Source organism: Nocardiopsis sp. CNZ308, from assembly GCF_004217075.1.
This window is the reverse complement of sequence record NZ_SHKJ01000001.1, coordinates 666,355-682,316: the sequence shown is the minus strand read 5'-3', so window position 1 is coordinate 682,316 and position 15,962 is coordinate 666,355. Positions and strand designations below refer to the sequence as shown.

General features: G+C 72.1%; 15 protein-coding genes and 2 tRNA genes. 10 read left to right on the top strand and 7 right to left on the bottom strand.

The annotated features are described in order from the left end of the window. The first annotated feature begins 38 nt into the window (after window positions 1-38). Window positions 39-887 carry a carbohydrate ABC transporter permease gene (locus EV372_RS02950; RefSeq protein ID WP_130398722.1) on the top strand — a complete coding sequence of 283 codons (849 nt, stop codon included), beginning with the start codon at window positions 39-41 and terminating at the stop codon, window positions 885-887. Continuing rightward, window positions 884-1,783 carry a carbohydrate ABC transporter permease gene (locus tag EV372_RS02945; RefSeq protein WP_130394741.1) on the top strand — a complete coding sequence of 300 codons (900 nt, stop codon included), beginning with the start codon at window positions 884-886 and terminating at the stop codon, window positions 1,781-1,783. The genes EV372_RS02950 and EV372_RS02945 overlap by 4 nt, the downstream gene beginning before the upstream one ends. Window positions 1,784-1,854: 71 nt before the next feature. Here the strand turns inward: EV372_RS02945 and EV372_RS02935 are convergent, their stop codons facing one another. After that, window positions 1,855-3,018, bottom strand: coding sequence for an alpha-hydroxy-acid oxidizing protein (locus EV372_RS02935; RefSeq protein ID WP_130394740.1), 1,164 nt, complete (start codon window positions 3,016-3,018; stop codon window positions 1,855-1,857). A gap of 160 nt (window positions 3,019-3,178) precedes the next feature. Next, window positions 3,179-4,957 (bottom strand): ABC transporter ATP-binding protein, encoded by a 1,779-nt coding sequence (locus EV372_RS02930; protein WP_130398721.1) that lies wholly within the window; start codon window positions 4,955-4,957, stop codon window positions 3,179-3,181. A gap of 138 nt (window positions 4,958-5,095) precedes the next feature. Between EV372_RS02930 and EV372_RS02925 the strand changes: the two genes are divergently transcribed. Next, window positions 5,096-5,695: a TetR/AcrR family transcriptional regulator gene (locus EV372_RS02925; protein WP_130394739.1), complete on the top strand. Its 600-nt coding sequence runs from the start codon at window positions 5,096-5,098 to the stop codon at window positions 5,693-5,695. Between the two features lie 66 nt (window positions 5,696-5,761). Here the strand turns inward: EV372_RS02925 and EV372_RS02920 are convergent, their stop codons facing one another. Further along, on the bottom strand, window positions 5,762-6,055 hold the full coding sequence (locus tag EV372_RS02920; RefSeq protein WP_017568462.1) for a GroES family chaperonin: 294 nt from the start codon (window positions 6,053-6,055) through the stop codon (window positions 5,762-5,764). A 154-nt stretch (window positions 6,056-6,209) separates the two neighbouring features. On the opposite strand from EV372_RS02920, the gene EV372_RS02915 reads away from it, so the two are divergent. Continuing rightward, window positions 6,210-6,282: transfer RNA gene (locus EV372_RS02915), tRNA-Ala, on the top strand. A 403-nt stretch (window positions 6,283-6,685) separates the two neighbouring features. Here the strand turns inward: EV372_RS02915 and EV372_RS02910 are convergent. Next, complete coding sequence (locus EV372_RS02910) at window positions 6,686-6,901, bottom strand: hypothetical protein (protein ID WP_130394738.1); 216 nt, start codon at window positions 6,899-6,901, stop codon at window positions 6,686-6,688. 158 nt (window positions 6,902-7,059) lie between these two features. On the opposite strand from EV372_RS02910, the gene EV372_RS02905 reads away from it, so the two are divergent. The 4 genes from EV372_RS02905 (at window position 7,060) to EV372_RS02890 (ending at window position 10,467) form a co-directional block, all read left to right on the top strand. Beyond that, window positions 7,060-7,132, top strand: a tRNA-Ala gene (locus tag EV372_RS02905). A 340-nt stretch (window positions 7,133-7,472) separates the two neighbouring features. Continuing rightward, window positions 7,473-7,820 (top strand): ArsR/SmtB family transcription factor, encoded by a 348-nt coding sequence (locus EV372_RS02900; RefSeq protein WP_130394737.1) that lies wholly within the window; start codon window positions 7,473-7,475, stop codon window positions 7,818-7,820. Then, window positions 7,817-8,290 carry an SRPBCC family protein gene (locus EV372_RS02895; RefSeq protein WP_130394736.1) on the top strand — a complete coding sequence of 158 codons (474 nt, stop codon included), beginning with the start codon at window positions 7,817-7,819 and terminating at the stop codon, window positions 8,288-8,290. Before EV372_RS02900 ends, EV372_RS02895 begins: the two co-directional genes overlap by 4 nt. 89 nt (window positions 8,291-8,379) lie before the next feature. After that, window positions 8,380-10,467 (top strand): ATP-dependent DNA helicase, encoded by a 2,088-nt coding sequence (locus tag EV372_RS02890; protein WP_130394735.1) that lies wholly within the window; start codon window positions 8,380-8,382, stop codon window positions 10,465-10,467. A gap of 36 nt (window positions 10,468-10,503) precedes the next feature. Here the strand turns inward: EV372_RS02890 and EV372_RS02885 are convergent, their stop codons facing one another. Both EV372_RS02885 and EV372_RS02880 read right to left on the bottom strand, forming a co-directional pair. Next, entirely contained in the window at window positions 10,504-11,031 is a 528-nt protein-coding gene (locus tag EV372_RS02885; RefSeq protein ID WP_013154357.1) for a DUF6315 family protein, read from the bottom strand. 183 nt (window positions 11,032-11,214) lie between these two features. Then, a complete protein-coding gene (locus EV372_RS02880) occupies window positions 11,215-11,562 on the bottom strand; it encodes a hypothetical protein (RefSeq protein WP_019609630.1) in 348 nt (115 codons plus the stop codon). Window positions 11,563-11,789: 227 nt separating this feature from the next. Here EV372_RS02880 and EV372_RS02875 point away from each other — a divergent pair, with 227 nt between their 5' ends. Beyond that, window positions 11,790-13,307 (top strand): hypothetical protein, encoded by a 1,518-nt coding sequence (locus EV372_RS02875; protein WP_130394734.1) that lies wholly within the window; start codon window positions 11,790-11,792, stop codon window positions 13,305-13,307. A gap of 119 nt (window positions 13,308-13,426) precedes the next feature. On the opposite strand, the gene EV372_RS02870 is transcribed toward EV372_RS02875, so the two are convergent. Then, complete coding sequence (locus EV372_RS02870; protein ID WP_197044351.1) at window positions 13,427-14,212, bottom strand: glutamate racemase; 786 nt, start codon at window positions 14,210-14,212, stop codon at window positions 13,427-13,429. Between the two features lie 253 nt (window positions 14,213-14,465). Here EV372_RS02870 and EV372_RS02865 point away from each other — a divergent pair, with 253 nt between their 5' ends. Beyond that, window positions 14,466-15,911, top strand: a complete 1,446-nt coding sequence (locus EV372_RS02865) for an FAD-binding oxidoreductase (protein WP_130394733.1) — start codon at window positions 14,466-14,468, stop codon at window positions 15,909-15,911. Window positions 15,912-15,962 lie beyond the last annotated feature (51 nt).

Below are 15,962 nucleotides of genomic sequence, written 5' to 3'. Positions count from 1 at the left end.
AGAGAGTCCGCGTGAGCAGGGGCCTGGGTGAGCGTGCGATGGGGCGGATCTTCCTCGCCCCGTCGTTCGCCTTCATGGCCGTGATCGCGCTCTTCCCGGTCTTCTACGCGATCGGGATGAGCCTCTACCAGATCCGGGGGTTCCGCCAGGAGTTCACCGGCGTCGACAACTACGTCCGCGTCCTGACCGACTCCGGCTTCTTCAACGCCGTCTGGAACACCCTGGTGTTCACGGTCGCGTCGGTGTCGCTGGAGTTCCTCGTCGGGATGGCCTTCGCGCTGATCATGCACCAGGCCTTCCTCGGCCGGGGCCTGACCCGCGCGGTCATCCTGATCCCGTGGGTCATCCCGACCGCCGTGGCCGCGCAGGTGTGGCGGTTCATGTTCGACCCCAACCCGGGCTTCGTGAACGCCGTCCTCGGCACGGACATCAACTGGCTGCGCGACCCGTTCTGGTCGATGGTCGGCATCATCAGCGCCGACGTGTGGAAGACCGCGCCGTTCGTGGCACTGCTGCTGCTCGCGGGCCTCCAGACCATCCCGAAGGACTACTACGAGGCGGCCAGGGTGGACGGGGCCAACGCGCTCCAGCGCTTCTGGAACATCACCCTGCCGCTGCTGCGCCCGTCGATCGTCGTGGCCCTGCTGTTCCGCACGGTGGACGCCCTGCGCATGTTCGACTTCGCGTACGTGTTCACCGGCTACTCGAACTCGCTGGCCACCCTGTCGGTCTACGCGCAGCGCTACCTGGTCCGGGACCCGGACCTGGGCTACGCCAACGCGTTGTCCACGGTCACGTTCGTCATCGTCATGCTCGTCGGCCTGGCCTTCATCAGCCGGATGGGCCGCCACATGATCGGTGAGGCGCCGCGGAAGGAGAAGCGATGACGGCCGAGACGGTGAGGCCGAGCGGTCCGGTGCACAAGCCGCGCCGACGCGTCCACCCGGCGGTGGGCAACACCCTCAAGCTGCTCGGGCTGGCCGTGGTGCTGCTGTGGTGCCTGTTCCCGTTCCTGTGGATGGGCATGACCAGCCTGCGGACGGGATCGGCGGCGATCACCGATCCGAACATCTTCCAGGGGCCCTTCGACTTCAGCAACTACCGGGAGATCTTCAACCAGGGCTTCCAGTTCGCGCTGCGCAACTCGCTGATCGTGGCGACGGTGACCACGCTGATCTGCATCCCGGTGGCCTCGCTGGCGGGCTACGCCCTGGCCCGGCTGCCGCTGGCGGGCAAGTTCGCGATCCTGGCCGCCACCCTGGTCGCGACACTGTTCCCGCCGGTGGCGCTGGTCAACCCGCTCTACCAGATGTACCTGCAGCTCAACGAGTGGACCGGGATCAACCTGCTCAACTCCTTCGCGGGCATGATCATCCCGTACGTGGCGCTGACCCTGCCGCTGGCCGTCTTCATCCTCACCACGTTCTTCGCGGGCATCCCCAAGGAGATCGAGGAGTCGGCGAAGGTGGACGGGGCCACCCCGTTCCAGGCCTTCCTGCGCGTGGTGGCGCCGCTGGCGGCGCCGGGCGTGGGAGCGGCGGCCATCCTGACCTTCGTGTACGCCACCAACGAGTTCCTGCTGGCCTTCTCCTTCGCCCCGAACGACCTGAACGTGCAGACGGTCCCGGTCTTCGTGGCGACCTTCCAGCGGGTCGGCTACGAGAACCCGATCGGGCAGATCATGGCCGCGTCGGTCCTGGTGTCGGTCCCGCTGATCATCTTCGCCCTGCTCCTGCAACGCAGGATCGTGGCGGGCCTGACCTCCGGAGCCGTCAAGGGCTGACAGCACGACCGGAAGGAAGCGGACCGGTCCCGGCGGCGCACGGCGTCTCCGGGACCGGCTCCGTGTCCGCGTCAGCGGCGCACGACGTCGCTCCCGTCCAGGTCCTTCGCGTCCTTGCCCATCAGCTCGGCGGTGATCTGCAACTCGGCCAGCGTCGCGCGCAGCACGTGCTCCACGCCCGCGGCGCCGCCCACGGCCAGCCCGTACACCCACGGCCGCCCCAGCAGCACGGCCTCGGCTCCCAGCGCCATCGCCACGGCCACGTCGGCGCCCGAGCGCACACCCGAGTCGAACAGCACCGTGGCGCGGCCGCCGACCGCGTCCACCACCTCGGGCAGGGCGTCCAGCGCCGCCACGGCGTTGTCGACCTGCCGACCGCCGTGGTTGCTGACCACGATCCCGTCCACGCCCGCCGCCACCAGGTCGGCGGCCTCGTCCCCGCGCACGACGCCCTTGACCAGCACCGGCAGGTCCGTCCACCGGCGGATGCGGGCGATGTTGTCGGTGCTCAGGGACCTGCTGGCGAACGCGCCCAGGAAGTGGAACACCGCCTCGGTGAACACCCCGCCCGGCTCCGGGTCGGCCTTGAGCCGGGATCGGAACTCCGGGTCGCTGAAGTAGTTCGCCGTGCCCTGGCTGCGCAGGAACGGCAGGTGGCCCAGCGCCAGGTCGCGGGGCCGCCACCCCAGCCGCTTGGTGTCGGCGGTGACGACGACCGCCTCCGCTCCCGCGGCCGTCGCCCGCCGCACGAACGACTCGGCCAGCGCGTCGTCGCCGGGCCAGTACAACTGGTACCACCAGGAGTCGACCGCCTCGGCGACCCGCTCCATCGGGGTGGAGGCGGCCGTGGACAGCACCATCGGCACGCCCACGGCGTTGGCGGCCTCGGCCACGGCGAGCTCCGCCTCCTCGTGCACCTGCTCCAGGACCCCGATCGGCGCGGTCAGCAGCGGCGTGGCGTACTCCCTGCCGAACAGGGTGACCCCCAGCCCTCCGGCCTCCTCGGCGCCCGGCCGCAGGCCGCGCGGGCGCAGCGCGTAGCGGGCGAACGCGTCCACGTTGGCGCGGGCGGTGCGCTCCCGTCCCGCGGAGCCCTCCACGTAGCCGAACGGACCCGGCTCCATGGCCCTCTCGGCTAGGTCGCGCAGGTCCTCGTGGTGGTAGGGCAGCCCGGGCAGGATGCCGTTGGTCGCGTCGGCGTAGACGCCGTCCTGGTACTGGGCGAAGTCGGTCATGATTCCCTCGCTGGCGCCGCGGCGCCGGGTACGGGCACCGCGGGGCACGGCGCACGGGACGCAAATGAGGACGGACCGGTCCGCGGGGAGGCGTGCCCTCCGCGGCCGTGGCCGTCGAACCGCTCGCGCCCACCGGTTCTGGCCGGATGCTACCGCGCGCTCACGTGACCGGCGTCACCCGGTCCGCCCCGGCCCGGTCAGCGTCGGGCTCCGCGGTCCCGGACTCGGCGATGTGCAGTGCCGTGACCAGCTCCCGGTACAGGTCGTCCCGGTCCATCAGCTCCCGGTGCGTGCCCCTGGCCCGCACCCGTCCGTCCTCCATCAGCACGATGGTGTCGGCGTGGATCACGGTGGACAGCCGGTGCGCGATGGTCACCACGGCCGCCCGGGCGGCGTGGGCGCGCACGCTCTCGGTGATGGCGGCCTCGGTGATCGCGTCCACCTGCGAGGTGGCCTCGTCCAGCAGCAGCACGTCCGGCGAGCGCAGCAGGGCGCGGGCCAGGGCGATGCGCTGGCGCTGGCCCCCGGAGAAGGACGTGGCGTCCAGCGGGGTGTCCAGCCCCTCCTCCAGGGCGTCGATCTTGTCGGCCAGCCGGACCTGACCCAGGACCCGGCGCACCTCCTCCTCGGTGGCGTCGGGGTGGCTGAACAGCAGGTTCTCCCGGATGGTGCCGGGGACGACCGGGGTGTCCTGCTCCACGTAGGCGAAGCGGCCGCGCACCTGCCCGGGGGTGAGCTCCCGGTAGGGGGTCCCGTCCAGGAACAGCTGCCCCTCCTCGGGTTCGAGGAAGCGCAGCAGCAGCGAGAACACGGTGGTCTTGCCCGCGCCCGAGGGCCCCACGATCGCGGTGTGCCCGCGCCGGGGGACGGCCAGGTCCACCCCGTCCAGTGCGGACTCGGCGCCGGGCGCGTACCGGGCGGTGACCCCGCGCAGTTCCAGCAGCGCGCCCGCGCGGTCCCCGCCGGGGGAGGGCGCCGGCGCGTCCGTGTCCGCAGCCTCGGAGGAGGGTTCGAGCGGAATGGCCTCCACCTCGCGGATGCGCCTGGCCGCGGCCACGCCCGACTGGAGGGTGGTGACGCTCTGGGACAGCTCCATGACCGGGGTCATCAGGGTGAACGCGTAGAGCAGGAAGGCGATGAGGGTGGAGACGTCGATCGCGCCCGAGGACACCCGCAGCGCGCCCACGCCCAGGATGGAGATGATGGCGAGCTGGATCCCGCTGAACGCGATCGTCCAGGCGACCGCCTCGCGCCGCACCGAGCGCACGCCGTGTCGCGCGGACTCCCGCGCGTGTTCGAGGATCTGGCCGCTCAGGCGCTCCTCGGCCCGGCTGACCTTGACCGTGCGGACCGCGCGCAGCGCGCCGTCGAGCATGCCGCCCATCAGGCCCAGGGAGTTCTGCGCCCTCTCCTGCGCCTTGGCCAGGGCGGGCATCAGCGTCAGGAACAGGACGGTGACCACGAGCACCGCGACGAAGGTGACCGTGAGCAGGAACAAGTCCAGCACACCCATCATGATCAGCGTTCCCACCAGCAGCACGCCGCCGTTGATGAGGCTGATGACGCTGCTGGAGGCGGCCTCGCGCAGCAGGACCGTGTCGGAGGTCGCCCGGGTGACGAGTTCGCCGGAGGAGCGGCGCGACAGCGGGATGAGCGCGGCGCGGAAGTAGCGGCGCACCAGCGAGGTGCGCGCGTCCAGCACCACCTTCTCGGCGACGGTGCCCAGGAGGATCCAGTGCCACAGTCCGGACACCGTGCCCAGCACGAACAGGCCCAGCAGCAGGGCGATCGGCACGAGCAGGCCGCCCCCGCCGGAGACGGTGTCCAGGACCAGCTTGATCACCATCGGGTTGGCGAGTTCGAGCGCCGAGCCGAACAGGGCCAGCACCAGACCCAGCGCCAGCTTGTTCCGGTGCGGGCGCACGAACGACCACAGCACCCGGAGCTGGGCGAACCGGGGTTCGGGCGCACCCGGTTTCGAGTCGGTGTCTACTTTCGATGGATCAGTCATGTTTCAAAGTAGGTCATAGGTGACCGATTATTGTCAACCAATTACCGACAAGCCTAGGATGAGGGCATGGTGAAGAGCGCTCCCCCAGACGAAGAGACGAGGACCCGCGCCCGGACCCGGCGCGCGATCCTCGAAGCGGCGGTGAAGGTGCTCGGGGAGAACTCCTCGGCCCCCCTGTCCCAGGTGGCCAGAACCGCGGGTGTGGCGCGCAGCACGCTCCAGCGCTACTTCGCCGAACGCGCCGACCTGGTGTGCGCCCTCGGCGAGTACGCCGACGAGCTCATCAACGAGGCCACCGAACGGGCGCGCACCGCCGAGGGCACCGGACTGGAGGCCTTCCGGCGCCTCGTGCCCGAGTACTTCGGGCTCCAGAAGGTGATCATGCTGGCCTTCGGATCCGACGACTCCTGGGACGAGGCGCCGGAGGAGGAGTGCGGGGAGGCGGACCGGGCCCTGTTCGCCCTGGTCGAGCGCGGCCACGCCGACGGCAGCATCGACCCCAGGATCACCCCGATATGGGCGCAGCAGCTCCTGTGGTCGGGGCTCTACGCGGCCTGGGCCTACGTGAGCGTCAGCCGCACGCCCGCCTACGAGGCCCTCAACCTGTGCGTGCACTCGCTGGTCAAGGCCATCGCGAACCCCGACCGCGACGGCACGGGCGACTGACCCGGGGCGGCGCGAAGACGGGCGCCCGCCCCGGGCGGCACGCCGGGGAACCCGCCGGGGAGGGGGCTACAGGTACAGGCCGGTGCCGCGCTCGGGGGCCTCGTTGGCCACGGCGTGCACGTCGCGCTCGCGCAGGATCACGTAGCGCTCGCCGTTCAGCTCGACCTCGCCCTGCTCCTCGGGATCGAAGAGCACCCGGTCCCCGGTCTTGACGTGGCGGGCGCTGGTCCCGGCGCCGACGACCTCTCCCCACGCGAGCCTGGTCGCCAGCTTGACCGTGTCCGGGATGACCAGGCCGGCGCTGCTGCGCCGCTCGGTCCTGTCCGGGACCGACTTCACCAGCAGGCGGTCGTGGAGCATCTGGATCTCAAGCTTTGATTCGGGCACCACTCCAGGGTATTCGGCGCGGAAACCGGCCACCGCACGTCCACCCGAGTGCCCCGAGGTCGCAACCCACTCCCAACCTCCGGTACAGTAATTCCATCGCCGAGCGGGGGAACCGCCCGGCATACAAGGGGCTATGGCGCAGTTGGTAGCGCGCCTCCATGGCATGGAGGAGGTCTGGGGTTCGAATCCCCATAGCTCCACGTTGCACGGGCTGCTGCTCGCCGGTCTTCGACCGGCTCGCCGCAGCCCGCGGTGCTTTCCGGGGGGAGACCCCCCGAACCCCCCGAGGTACCCCCTGTGGTCGGGGTTGTGGGAATCGGTGGGATGGCGGGACGCTCTCCCGTGACGTGGGGCTTCGCCTCCGGGCTTTCCGAGACGCTCCTCCCGTTGCGAGCCACGGACCCGGGGCGGAATCGGCGACCTCCTGCGCGCCGCCGGAGCGTCGAGGGTGGAGGCCACCACCCTGGGCTGGGGTTGCGGTCCGTTCGGGACCGTGACCGTCGCAGATGCGTGAACCCGCCGCACCCGCTCCGGCCGTGCGCGGATGCCGGTGGGCCTCCTCCGGCGAGTCGCGCGGGCCTGGAACCGAGGGCCGGAAGGCGATCAGGAGGCTGGCGGAGGGGAACCGAGCCGTTCGTCCACGAAGGCGAGCAGGGCCGGGTCGTCGGAGACCAGGCGTTCCACCTCCTCGCCCCCGTCGCACCGGCACAGGGCCACCGTCACCTCGGAGGCGGTCCGCCCCACCACCCGCCACACGGCGCCGTGGTCCTCCCAGCGGACCAGGGTGTCGACCGGGTTCTGCCGTGGTCTGTCGCTCATGTCCTCTCATGTGCCCCTTCCGGGGGCGGTTGAAGAGGGTCCCGGGGTGCGTGTCCCGGCTGCTCCGGAGCACAGGGGCGTGTGGGGTGGCCGACACCGAGGCTGGTCATCCCACCCCCACACGTCCGATAGACTCGAACCGTTGCCGAACGGCACACGGGGCTATGGCGCAGTTGGTAGCGCGCCTCCATGGCATGGAGGAGGTCTGGGGTTCGAATCCCCATAGCTCCACGGACGAAGGGCGACCCTGCTCGCGCGTGAACGCGCTCGCCGGGTCGCCCTTGGTGCTTTCCGGGGGGAGACCCCCCGAACCCCCCGAGGTACCCCCCCCTGTGGCTGAGGCCGTGGTGGTCAGTGGGGTGGGTGGGGCGTTCTCCCGCAACGTGAGGCTTCGCCTCTGGACCCCCTGTGGTGGCGGCTGCGGGTAGGGGTGGCCGAACCTTCCGAGGTGCCCCCCTGTGACCGGGGACGCGGCCGGCCTTCTTCCGCTTGATCTTCGCCCTTGACTCCGTGGTGTGCCGTGGATCATAATCAACGTATCGGTTGATTAACAGGAAAGTTGAATACGCAGATGGCGACCGACCCGTTGAGTCTCACGTTCGCCGCACTGGCCGACCCGACCCGTCGGACGCTGCTGGCGAGGCTCGCCGAGGGCGAGGCCACCGTCAACGAGCTGGCGGAACCGTTCCCCATCAGCCTCCAGGCGGTCTCCCGGCACCTGAAGGTGCTGGAGCGGGCGGGCCTGGTCAGCCGGGGCCGCGACGCGCAGTGGCGCCCCTGCCGACTGGAGACCGCCCCCCTGGAGGAGGCGACGGGGTGGATCGAGCGCTACCACCGCCAGTGGGAGGACCGCTTCGACCGGCTCGACGCGGAGATCCGCCGAATCCAGCAGACACAGAGCACAGGAGGACAGTCATGAGCGACCTCACGGTGATCGCAGAGCCCGGACAGCACGACGTCGTCGTCACGCGCAGCTTCGACGCGCCCCGCGACGTGGTGTTCAGGGCCATGACCGACGCCGAGTGCCTCGCCCGCTGGTGGGGGCTCAAGGAGACCGAGACCGTCATCGACCACGCGGACCTGCGCCGGGGCGGTTCCTGGAGGTTCGTCGAGCGCGCCCCCGACGGCCAGGAGTACGCCTTCCACGGCGTGGTCCACGACGTCGTCGCGCCGGAGCGCTTCGTGCAGACCTTCGAGTTCGAGGGCATGCCCGGGCACGTGTGCCTGGAGACCACCACCCTGGAGGAGGGGGACGGCCGCACCCTCTACACGTCGAGCACGGTGTTCCAGAGCGTCGAGGACCGCGACGGCATGGTCGAGTCCGGCATGGAGTACGGCCTGAAGCAGTCCATGGAAGCCCTGGACGAGCTGCTGGCCACGATGGGCTGAAGCGCCTCCGGGAGGGATCGGCCGGGCCCCGGCCGGTCCTGCCTGTGGACAACGCCCGCCCTGTCCTCCACGGCCGGTACTGTCGATCCGTGGCAGATCTCCCCGACGTTCCCACCCTGCTCGACGCGGCCGTCGCCGCCCTGGGCGGCAGCCGCCGCGAGGGCCAGGCGACCATGGCCGGTGCCGTGGCCGAGGCGGTCGACAAGCGCGAACACCTGGTGGTCCAGGCCGGTACCGGCACCGGAAAGTCCCTGGCCTACCTGGTGCCCGCGATCAGACACGCCATGGCCAAGGAGAGCACGGTGGTGGTCTCCACCGCCACCATCGCCCTGCAGAACCAGCTCATCGAGCGCGACCTGCCGCGCCTGGCCAAGGCCCTCACGCCGATGCTGCCCCGCGAGCCAACGTTCGCCGTGCTCAAGGGCCGCCGCAACTATCTGTGCCGCAACCGGCTCCAGACCGCTGGCGAGGAGGCCGAGGACACCGAGCTGTTCGACCCGCGCCAGCTCTCCTCGCTGGGCCGGCAGGTGGCACGCCTGCACGAGTGGGCCGAGGACACCGTCACCGGCGACCGCGACGAACTCGTGCCCGGCGTCAGCGACCTGGCCTGGCGCCAGGTGTCGGTGGCCGCCAACGAGTGCATGGGCGCCCGCATCTGCCCCTTCGGCCAGGAGTGCTTCGCCGAGTTCGCCCGCGAGGCCACCCAGGGCGTGGACGTGGTGGTCACCAACCACGCCATGCTCTCCATCGACATGTCGCAGGGTTACCACATCCTGCCCGAGCACAACACGATCATGATCGACGAGGCGCACGAACTCGTCGACCGCGCCACCTCCGTGGCCACCGGGGTCCTGGGCGAGCGCACCGTCAACGCCGCGGCCAAGCGCGCCGCCCGCCTGGTCGAACCCGGGAGCAGCGAACGGCTGACCGAGTGCGCCGACGGCCTCGCCCTGATGTTCACCGAGTCGCCCGACGGACGCCTGGACCACATCGACGACGCCCTGGCCAACGCGGTCGCCGCCACCCGCGACGCCGCCTCGGCCTGCGTCACCGCCATCGGCCCCTCACCCGGGGAGCTGGACCCGGACGGCGCCAGCGACCGCCGCCTGGCCCTGGCCGCGCTCGGCGAGGTGCACGACACCGCCGTGCGCGTCCTGGAGTCCTTCGAACCCGCCCTGCGCGACCGCACCGAGGTCGTCTGGCTGACCAAGGCCCCCGGACGCCAACCCGCGCTCCACGTCGCCCCGCTCGGCGTGGGCGGACTGCTGCGCGAGAAGCTCTTCGGCGACCGCACCGTGGTGCTGACCTCCGCCACCCTCACCCTGGGCGGCTCCTTCGCCTCGCTGGCCAACCAGTGGGGCCTGGGCCGCGAGGTGGCCCAGGAGGCCGCCGAGCGCGCCGCCGCGGGCCGCGGCCCGGAGCCGGCCGCACCCCGGGACGAGGACGGTCCCGACGACGACGAGGACGGCCCGCACCGCGCGGCCGGGGAGCCCCGCTGGCGCGCGCTGGACGTCGGCTCGCCCTTCGAGCACGCCCGCCGGGGCATCCTCTACGTGGCCACCCACCTGCCGCCGCCCGGCCGCGACGGCCTCGCGCCCGCCTACCTGGACGAGATCAGCGAACTCATCGAGGCCGCCGACGGCCGAGCGCTGGGCCTGTTCTCCTCCATGCGCGCCGCCCAGCAGGCCGCAGAGGAACTCCGCGAGCGCCTGGACCAACCGATCCTGTGCCAGGGGGAGGACTCCACCGGGCAACTGGTGCGCCGCTTCGCGGAGGAGGAGCGGTCCTGCCTGTTCGGCACCCTGTCGCTGTGGCAGGGGGTGGACGTGCCCGGACCCTCGCTGTCCCTGGTGATCGTGGACCGCATACCCTTCCCCCGGCCCGACGACCCGCTGGCCTCCGCGCGCCAGCGCGCGGTCGCCGCGCACGGGGGCAACGGCTTCCTGTCGGTGGCCGCCACCCACGCCGCCCTGCTGCTCGCCCAGGGCACCGGGCGCCTGCTGCGCTCCACCGAGGACCGGGGGGTCATCGCCGTCCTGGACCCGCGCCTGGCCACGGCCCGCTACGGCGGCTTCCTGCGCGCCTCCCTGCCGCCCTACTGGGGGACCACCGATCCGGCGGTGGCCAGGTCCGCGCTGCGCCGCCTCGCGGGCCAGCCCGAACCCGCCGCCGGGTAGAGCGCCGGGGCCGGGTCGCGCGAGCGCGGTCCGGCCTCAGCCGCGCGTGCGGTAGCCGAACAGCCGGACCGCGTACGCGGGGGACCCGTCGTCCTCCGCCTCCTGGATGAACCAGCGGTCGTCGTGTTCGCCCACCAGGAGTTCGTTCCACATCATGTCGATGAGCTTGAGCCGGGAGACCACGGACGCCTCGGGGTCCAGCACGATCGAGTAGGCGCGGTCGGTCAGCCGCTGGGTCACCATGCCCACGGACTGGCCGTCCCAGATGGCCGGGACGGGGGCGTGCCCGACCTCGACCCCGCACAGCCGCAGCTGCTCCACCTCCTCGTCGAGGGCCTCGGCCGCCAGGGCGCCGTCCAGTCGCAGGGCGTCCTCCAGTTCGTCGCGGTCCTCGTCGGCGCGCATGTAGGCGTGGTAGGTGCGGTAGCCGCAGGTGCGGCACTTGCGCCAGACGACGCAGCGGGCCAGTCCGTAGGCGGACTGCGCCTCGCCCACACTCTGGTAGTCGCTCACCTCGCGAATCGTGCCGCAGTCGCAGCACAGGGCCGTGAGATCCTGCTTCATCAGAGTCCCCCCTCCGAGGCGAGTATGCGACGGATGAAGCCCGTTAGGGAACCCGTTCGGCGAGGAAGTCACGGCAAGGACTCGTCATCAATGCCCAAAATGACCCGGTCGCGGGTTTCGGACCGTCCCCAACGGCGTGTCGGTGTGGCGAGTCTTACGCTCGCCCAGTACGCCCGCGCACCCTCACTCGTCCAGTGACAGGCCGCGCTTGTTGCGTGCGCTCCAGTCGCGCATCCGCTGCGGGTAGCCGACGATCTGCACGTCGTAGGCCGGGGTCGCCAGGTCCCTGGCCACCTTGCGGATCACGTCGGGCGAACCGCACCGGCGGCGGATCCACTCGCCGTCCGTCGCGACCGCGACCGCCGTGGCCCGCGTGGCGAAGGTCTCCGGTTCGACGAAGAACTCCACACCCACCCGGCTCTTGGCGAACTCGATCAGCGCCTTGATGTCCGAATCCTCGGCTTCCCGGTCGAAACGGGCCTTGCCCTTGCGGTTGGCCTTGCGGAGTCCGAAACGGTCTCGCCATCCCATCGGCGCTCATGTCCCCTTGATGCGGCTCGGTGCGGCTCGGCGCGGCTGGATGCTCGGGACCTCGCGAAGGCTCCCGCCGGGTGCCACGGCCCCCGAGTCTAGCGCTCCGGGACGGCCCCGACAGGACGCCTATCCCCGTGCTCCGCGGCTTTGCGCGTTTTCCGGACAGCCCTGTCACCGCGCTGCTACGTTCTGTTCTCACATGGTGCTTACAGGGGGTGCAGACCATGCCGATGTGGACGTGGGCGGGGGAGACCGCACGACGGCTCCGGGCGGCCGGGCAGGCGGAGCTGGCCGAGGCGGTCGCGAGCCTGCCCGTGCTCTGCGAGGCCGGGGACCCGGTACGTGTGGAGGCCGTGGCCCGCTCGGCGCTGCGCACCGCGCGCCGACTGGTCGCCGAGGCGGGCGCGACCGAGGCCGCGGTCCCGGGGGTCTTCGGCCCGCCGACCCTGTTCTTCCTGGCGCACTGGCCCCTGGCCGTGCGCGTGGGGGCCCTGGCCGAGGGCGGGCGCGCGCTCGCCCAGGTGAGCGCTGCTGCCGGCGACGAACCCGAGCCCCTGGCCCACGGCCCGCTCCCGGTGTCCCTGCTGGAGACCCTGGTGCGCTGCCACGCCAACATCGACGCCCGCGGCACCACCGGACAGCGCCGCGAGCTGCTCTCCACCCGGCGCCTGGCCGGTTGGGAGCGCACCCCCGCCTGGCCCGCCTTCACCCTCGCCCGGGTGAACCTGCTCATCGACGAGGACATGGCCGACCGGGCCGAGAACGAGCTGCGGCGCTACGAGCACACCGCCACCGGCCCGGCCATGCTCGGCGCCGACGGGGTGTTCACCCTCGTCAGAGCCCTGCGCCACCAGGACGAGCACGCCCAGGCGCTGGAGGTGCTGGACCGTATGGAGGCGGAACTGGTCCTGGACGAGGCCAACCCGCGCCGGGCCGCCCTGCACCGGCGCATCCGCTTCGAGCGCGCGCGGCTGCTGTCCTGGCTGGTCCGCCTGGGCCACTGCCCGCCCCAGGAGGCCATCGTCCCCCTGCCCACCGTGGAGGAGGCCGAGGCGTACCCGAGTCTGCGGCCCGCGTGGGTGGAGGCGGTGGAGAACCTGGTGTGCCAGGGCGCGGTGCGCAACGACTGGCGGCTGGGAGTGCGGGTGACCACCTGGTCGCGCTACTTCGAGCGGGTGGGTGCGCCGCGCCGCGGCGCCGAACTCGCCCTGTCCGCCGCCCGCCTGGCCTCGGTCCGCGGCGCCCGCTGGGTGGCCACCTGCTCCGCGCAGCGGGCGGAGCGGCTCATCGGGGAACTGGGGGGCACCGAGGAGATCCTGGGCGACCTGGCCGAGGCGCGCGCCATGATCGCGATGATGCCCCCGGTCCGGCCTCTGGCCCCGGCCGAGGAGGTGCTGGACTTCCTGCGGGCGCAGCCCGCGGAGGAGGTCGACCCCGAGCAGCAGGCCGAACAGGTCAACGCCGCCCTGGAGAGGATGCCGCACGACACCCCGCTGCTGACCGCGCTCGGCCAGGTCGGCCGGACCCTGATGCTCTCGGACGCGGCCACCGAGCCCCAGTGGCGCCACGTGCGCGAGCAGCCGGGGGACCAGCGCGCGGCGCTGTCCCTGCTGGAGACCCTCCTGCACGACAACGACACCGTCGGGGTGCGCACCCTCGTGAGCACCCTCGCCGCCGGCGCGCTGGACGGTCCGGTGCGGGTCGGCGCCCCCGGGCAGGGGACCCTGGCGCCCCACCCCTGACGGGTGGGTCGCGGGTGCCCCGGCCGGGAACGCCCTGACCCGGTCGCGGCGACCAGTCCGTCAGTGCGAGGGCGCCCCCGCACGGTCGCGGCGACCAGCCCGTCAGCGGGGGAGCGCCTTCACACGGTCGCCGCGCCCGCCCCGGACGCCAGGGAGCGCCCCGCGGGGTAGGACAGCGCGGCGGCGGGCAGCCGGGAGGGACGACCGCTGGCGAGCACCCGCACCCGGCCCGGCGCGGTGCCCACGGGCCTCTCGCCGATCCGGCGCAGGGCCTGCGCGGCCACCGCCCCGGCGGCGGTGAACAGCTCCGCCCGCCCGCCCAGGGCCGCGGAGATCTGCGCGCCCACCAGGTCGTAGTGCGTACACCCGAGCACCACGCCGTGCACGTCGCCGGGGGTCAGTTCGGCGGCGTAGGCCACCGCGTCGTCGATCAGCCGCGGGTCGGCCGACTCCACCGCCTCGGCCAGCCCCGCGCAGGCCACCGCGGTCACCTCCACGCCGCGGGCGAAGGTCTCGATGAGCTGCCGTTGGTAGCCGCTGCGCGTGGTCGCGGCGGTGGACCACACCGCGATCGGCCCTCCGGCCGCCGCCGCGGGCTTGATGGCGGGCACCGTACCGATCACCGGGACGTCCGGCTCGAACTCCGTGCGCAGTTCGGCCAGCCCGTGCACCGACGCGGTGTTGCACGGCACCACCACGGCGTCCAGCGCCGCCTCCCCGGCGGCCTCCTGGGCGGCCCTGGCCCCGGCCAGGGCGCGCGCGACGATCTCGTCCGCGGTACGCGGCCCCCAGGGCATGTGGTCCGGGTCCATCGACAGGAACAGGTCGGCGTCCGGCCGTGCCACACGCAGGGCCGCCGCGGTCGAGAGCATGCCGATACCGGAGTCAACGAGAGCGATACGCACGAATCCCGATCCTACGACCACCTCCGCACCGCACCGGAGGGGCACCGCCCGGCGGCGTCGGATCCGCCCGCGGCACCCGTGTCCCGGACGCGACCGCAGGCAGGACGAGTAGGGGGAAGACACGGAACAAATGGGGTGGCACAAAGTCGTTACCGATAGGTAGAACTGAGTGGATCGGCCGTCCCAGCCGCCCGGCGGCCATGGCCGATCCGGCACGCGAGTGCGTGTCGCCGACACCGGAACGGGAACTGGGATGACTCCTCAACAGCAGGGCACGGGCAGCGCCACCTCCACGCGGACGGGGCTCGCCGAGCACATAGCGGCGGTCCACAAGCTGCGCCGCGACTACCGGGCCCTGCCCAAGGAGGCACCGGTGCGCCTGGCCAAGCCCACATCCAACCTCTTCCGGTTCCGCGAGCCCACCGGCGCCCCGGCCCTGGACGTGTCCGCCTTCACCGGTGTCATCTCCGTCGACCCCGTGGAGCGCCTCGCCGACGTCGGCGGCATGACCACCTACGAGGACCTCGTCGCCGCCACCCTGCCGCACGGCCTCATGCCGACGGTCGTCCCCCAGCTGCGCACCATCACCCTCGGCGGGGCCGTCACCGGCATGGGCATCGAGTCCTCCTCCTTCCGCAGCGGCCTGCCGCACGAGGCCGTCCGGGAGATGGAGATCCTCACCGGAGGCGGCGACGTGGTCACCGCCACCAGGGACAACGAGTACAGCGACCTCTTCCACGGCTTCCCCAACTCCTACGGGACCCTGGGCTACAGCCTGCGTCTGCGCGTCGAACTCGAACCGGTCTCCCCGTACGTGCACCTGCGCCACGTGCGCTTCCACAAGGCCGCCGAGGCCATGGACGCCCTCGCCCTGCTCTGCGCCGACCGCGAGTACGGGGGCCAGCCGGTCGACTTCGTGGACGGGGTCGCCTTCGGCCCCGACGAGCTGTACCTGACCCTGGCCCGCTTCACCGACGAGGCCCCCTGGACCAGCGACTACACCGGCCAGGAGGTCTACTACCGGTCCATCCAGCACTACGCGGGCAGCGGCCCCGGCGACTACCTCACCATCGCCGACTACCTGTGGCGCTGGGACACGGACTGGTTCTGGTGCTCCCGGGCCTTCGGCACGCAGCACCCGCTGGTGCGCGCCCTGTGGCCGCGCTCCCTCAAGCGCTCCGACGTCTACCGCAGGCTGGTCGCCTGGGACCGGCGCACCGACTTCTCCCGCCTCCTCAACCACTACCGGGGGCGGCGGCCCCAGGAACCCCTCATCCAGGACATCGAGGTGGGCGTCGAACGCGGCGCCGAGTTCCTCGACACCTACCACGCGGAGATCGGCATGACCCCCGTGTGGATGTGCCCCCTCCGGCTCCGCGAGCCCCGCCGCCCCGGCCAGGGCGGGGGCGAGCACGTGTGGCCGCTCTACCCGCTCGACCACGACCGCCTCTACGTGAACTTCGGCTTCTGGGGCCTGGTCGACATGAAGCCGGGGCAGCGCCGGGCCCACCACAACCGCCTGGTGGAGGAGACGGTCGCCGAACTGGGCGGCCACAAGTCCCTGTACTCGGACTCCTTCTACGACGAGGAGGAGTTCTGGCGCCTGTACAACGGCACCGCCTACGCCGGGCTCAAGGAGGCCTACGACCCCGAGGGACGGCTGCTCGACCTGTACGCCAAGTGCGTACGCAACCGCTGACGGCACGAGACCACCGGGACGCGATCCGAGGGGACGCCACCGCGTCCGGTA

Coding starts and splice junctions, on each gene's coding strand:
- EV372_RS02950 (WP_130398722.1), top strand. CDS start 39: ATGGGGCGGATCTTCCTCGCCCCGTCGTTCGCCTTCATGGCCGTGATC.
- EV372_RS02880 (WP_019609630.1), bottom strand. CDS start 11,562: ATGGGATGGCGAGACCGTTTCGGACTCCGCAAGGCCAACCGCAAGGGC.
- EV372_RS02900 (WP_130394737.1), top strand. CDS start 7,473: ATGGCGACCGACCCGTTGAGTCTCACGTTCGCCGCACTGGCCGACCCG.
- EV372_RS02910 (WP_130394738.1), bottom strand. CDS start 6,901: ATGAGCGACAGACCACGGCAGAACCCGGTCGACACCCTGGTCCGCTGG.
- EV372_RS02935 (WP_130394740.1), bottom strand. CDS start 3,018: ATGACCGACTTCGCCCAGTACCAGGACGGCGTCTACGCCGACGCGACC.
- EV372_RS02885 (WP_013154357.1), bottom strand. CDS start 11,031: ATGAAGCAGGATCTCACGGCCCTGTGCTGCGACTGCGGCACGATTCGC.
- EV372_RS02925 (WP_130394739.1), top strand. CDS start 5,096: ATGGTGAAGAGCGCTCCCCCAGACGAAGAGACGAGGACCCGCGCCCGG.
- EV372_RS02895 (WP_130394736.1), top strand. CDS start 7,817: ATGAGCGACCTCACGGTGATCGCAGAGCCCGGACAGCACGACGTCGTC.
- EV372_RS02875 (WP_130394734.1), top strand. CDS start 11,790: ATGCCGATGTGGACGTGGGCGGGGGAGACCGCACGACGGCTCCGGGCG.
- EV372_RS02945 (WP_130394741.1), top strand. CDS start 884: ATGACGGCCGAGACGGTGAGGCCGAGCGGTCCGGTGCACAAGCCGCGC.
- EV372_RS02865 (WP_130394733.1), top strand. CDS start 14,466: ATGACTCCTCAACAGCAGGGCACGGGCAGCGCCACCTCCACGCGGACG.
- EV372_RS02920 (WP_017568462.1), bottom strand. CDS start 6,055: ATGCTCCACGACCGCCTGCTGGTGAAGTCGGTCCCGGACAGGACCGAG.